Genomic DNA, 3,239 nt, shown 5'->3' with positions numbered 1-3,239 from the left:
CTTCTTGCCGGGACAGGTCGCCGATCAGACCGCGGATCAGGTGCAGCGCGGTGTGGCGGTGTTTGCTGTCCCGCCATAACGTCTGCGGCAGTCCGCCGACCAGCCGCAGCAGGGCGTTGAAAAACAGCAACTGGCGCTGTGCGTGTTGTCCGGCGACTTCCCGCCCCAGGTTGTGTAAATCGCGGACATAGGCCCCATTGGCGCTCAGGCCGATCAGCCGTCGCGTCAGCTCCACCGCGCCAAGCGTTGCGGCCGGGAAGCGGTGGGCGTCATGTTCCAGCAGTTGCTGACTGGACGACAGCGTATGGCTCAGCTGACGCGCATCGTTGAGATGTTTCAGCATCTGGCTCAGCGCGGTCTTCGAAATGGAGGAAGCCAGTGAGGCGATGTCGTCTGCGAGCGCCCGTTGCAGCGTTCGCAGACCCGCCGCAAAGTGCTGGGCGTCAAAGCGTTCCAACAGGGCGTCCAGCAGCGAGCCTGGCGACTGCTGATGAACGATGCGCTCGTAATAAAGCTCGCGCAGGATCTGTTTCTGCTGCGGATCGGTGCTGAACAGAGAGATTGCAGCGGCCGTATTCAGCCCGGCGCGCACCTCGGGACCTTTTTCCTGTTGCAGCCGCTCCAGACTGTTCAGCGCGGCCTGTTCCAGCGTCGGATCGCGCTGTTCCCGGGCCTGCGCCAGCACATGACGTAAAACGATATCGCCGCGCGCGGCATCGCCGCCCGCCGCCTGTACCAATGCCTCGACCGACGCTGGGGGCGTTTGCAGCATCAGGCTCTGCATTCTCCGCATCTGCTGATCCAGCGTCGGCTGCCGGGGATTTTCCAACAGCTGGAACAGCTCGGTCAGTTTCTCTATTCGCTCGATGTTCGCTTCCATACGGCTTTGCGTCTGGCTGATTTGCCTGCGGTTGAGCGACTTGCTCTTGCGTTCCATCTGTTCGCCGAAAGCGGCCGAGACTTCCTCCATGCTGTCGTGAAGGGCTTTGTCGTGAGAAGCCTTCGGCAACGGAGGTTGGGCGGGCGCGGCGGTCGGTTCCTGTTCGTCAACGGGGGCGTTCAGGGGCGTCGTCGCATTGGTCATCGTCGAAGAGAGAGGGGGGATGGCAACCATATTCTGTCCTGCCTGAATCCATCTTTTCATTAAAGGTATGGGGTTATGTGGCGTTAAGAGAAATCTGGTTCCCTCCGTGGTGCCTACCGTCACTTTGTCCGTAAAAAAACGGACCAGTGATGACAGTTGTGATTGCAATCATTTGCATTTTAGTGGTTTCGCCCTGGCAAAATGTGGCGCGAGAGCGTCGTTTTCAAAATCGAAAATAGCGTTAAAACAAGGAGTTGATGTGATGAAGTTCGGTGGCATACGGCTTGCTATCTCCTCTGCGCCAATCACGGCGCAATCATGGAGAACCAGCAAATGGAAACAATCGTTTTGTCACCGGAAAAGGTCTGCTCGCTTGAATCACATCCTGAGGCTGTAGACTGGGAGCAGGTCTTTCGGCAGCATGGCAAACGCCTGCAGAATTTCATTCGTAAACGCGTGGCCAACAAAGAGGATGTGGAAGACTTGCAGCAGATGACCTATCTGGAGGTGCTGAGAAATCGCGAAAAATTCGCTGGCGCCTCGCGTCCGGAAACGTGGGTATTCGGCATTGCGCTGAACCTCGTCCGCAACCACTACAAGCAAGCGAAATCCCACGCTTGTGAAGTCAGCGAGGACGAATTGGAGAAGCTTTCCTGCGATAACGATCCCAGCCGAATCATCGAATGTGGCCATGTCCTGCACCGTGTGCTGGTGGCGAGTACGCATTTACCGGATGACACCCGTCACATGCTGGTGATGCTGATTGACGCCGATGCCAGCTATCAGGATATTGCCGCACGATTAGGGATGCCGATCGGTACGGTGCGATCGCGCCTTTCCCGTGCCAGAGGCTTCCTCCGCCAGGCCGTAGACGCCTGAGCCTATCTTTGACCTCGCGGCAAAAGAGAACAACTTGTCATTCAGTTTGATTACCCGGTTACAGGTCATGTCGTCACGAGATGACTGTAATTCCGTACTGCCCGTGGCGCCGAGTCGGGGTCCGGGCAGATCTGCGACAGCATGGAGATGGCTATGTTATACCCCCCAAGGTCCCCTCAATCCCTTCACTCCGAGGAGGTTCCGCCGATGGAACTGGTCGCGTTCGCGTTCAGCCGCATCAAAGACGCGATCTACATCGTCAATGAGCACAACCAGTTTTGCTATGCCAATGCGGAAGCCTGCCGGGTGCTGCACTACAGCCCGCAGGAGTTTCAGACGTTGTACATACGGGATATTGATCCTTGCCGGAGCGCGGAGTTGATTCAACACAGCTGGCGCGATGAGCGTGGCTGGAAGCGTGGACTGACGTTCGAAACTCAGCACAGAAGCCGACACGGCGCGATTATCCCGGTCGAAGTCAGCGTTAACCACTTCAAACACAAAGGCAAAAAATACAGCATGTGCGTCGTGCGCGATATTCGGGAGCGCAAACACATCGAACATATCGCCTATTCCCGCGAACAGGAGTTCCGGGCGTTGGTCGAAAACACGCCGGATCTGATCGTCCGATTTGGTCCGCAAATGACCTGCCAATATGCAAATCCGGCTACGCTGGCTCATCTGGGCTTCAGCGCCGATCAACTGCTCGGCCGTAAGCTGACGGATCTTCTGCCTGACGCCCCCTGCGCGCAGCGCATTCAGCAGTTAGTGCAGTTGGTCATGGATACGCAGAGCAGCGTGGAAGGGGAGCTGGAGGAGAGTACGCAGGATATCGGCGATAAACCGCGCGCCGTTCACCATATCCGTTGCGTGCCGGAGTTTGGCCAGAACGGCCAGCTGACCTCGATTCTCACCGTCGGCCGCGATATTTCCGCGATTCGTTACGCGGAGAAAAGGCTGGAGGAATCCCACAGTCAGCTACGGCTCCTGACGCGCCAGCGCGAGATCTCCCGGGAGGAGGAGCGTAAGCATATCGCCCGGGAGATCCATGATGAGCTGGGACAGCATCTCACTTCCATGCGCATCAGCCTGTCTTTGTTACGCATGCAGTTCGCTAAAGAAAACCCGTCGCTGTTGACGCCATTACAGAATCTGATGGCGCTATCCGATAAGACTATCCAGGTTGTGCGGAATGTGGCGACGCGGCTGCGTCCTAACGTGCTGGATATGGGATTGACGCTGGCGCTGGAATGGCTGCGGGATGACTTTGTCCGCC

At 57.5% G+C, this 3,239-nt stretch carries 3 protein-coding genes; 2 read left to right on the top strand and 1 reads right to left on the bottom strand.

Annotation, left to right across the window (positions count from 1 at the left end; all coding sequences use genetic code 11):
- The coding region (gene sctW, locus Q7O77_RS16125; RefSeq protein ID WP_304169679.1) for a type III secretion system gatekeeper subunit SctW at positions 1–1,114 on the bottom strand (1,114 nt) is incomplete at its 3' end.
- 303 nt (positions 1,115–1,417) lie between these two features.
- Between sctW and Q7O77_RS16120 the strand changes: the two genes are divergently transcribed.
- Both Q7O77_RS16120 and Q7O77_RS16115 read left to right on the top strand, forming a co-directional pair.
- A complete protein-coding gene (locus Q7O77_RS16120; RefSeq protein ID WP_304169677.1) occupies positions 1,418–1,963 on the top strand; it encodes an RNA polymerase sigma factor in 546 nt (181 codons plus the stop codon).
- A gap of 153 nt (positions 1,964–2,116) precedes the next feature.
- A partial coding sequence (locus Q7O77_RS16115; protein WP_304169675.1) for a PAS domain S-box protein occupies positions 2,117–3,239 on the top strand: 1,123 nt, incomplete at its 3' end.

Origin of the sequence: Lonsdalea britannica, from assembly GCF_946477055.1 — a bacterium.
GTDB lineage: Bacteria > Pseudomonadota > Gammaproteobacteria > Enterobacterales > Enterobacteriaceae > Lonsdalea > Lonsdalea britannica_A.
This window is presented reverse-complemented; position numbering and strand designations above follow the sequence as displayed.

Bases quoted from the DNA above. Each gene is read 5' to 3' on its own strand.
- Q7O77_RS16120 (WP_304169677.1), top strand. From the start codon at position 1,418: ATGGAAACAATCGTTTTGTCACCGGAAAAGGTCTGCTCGCTTGAATCA.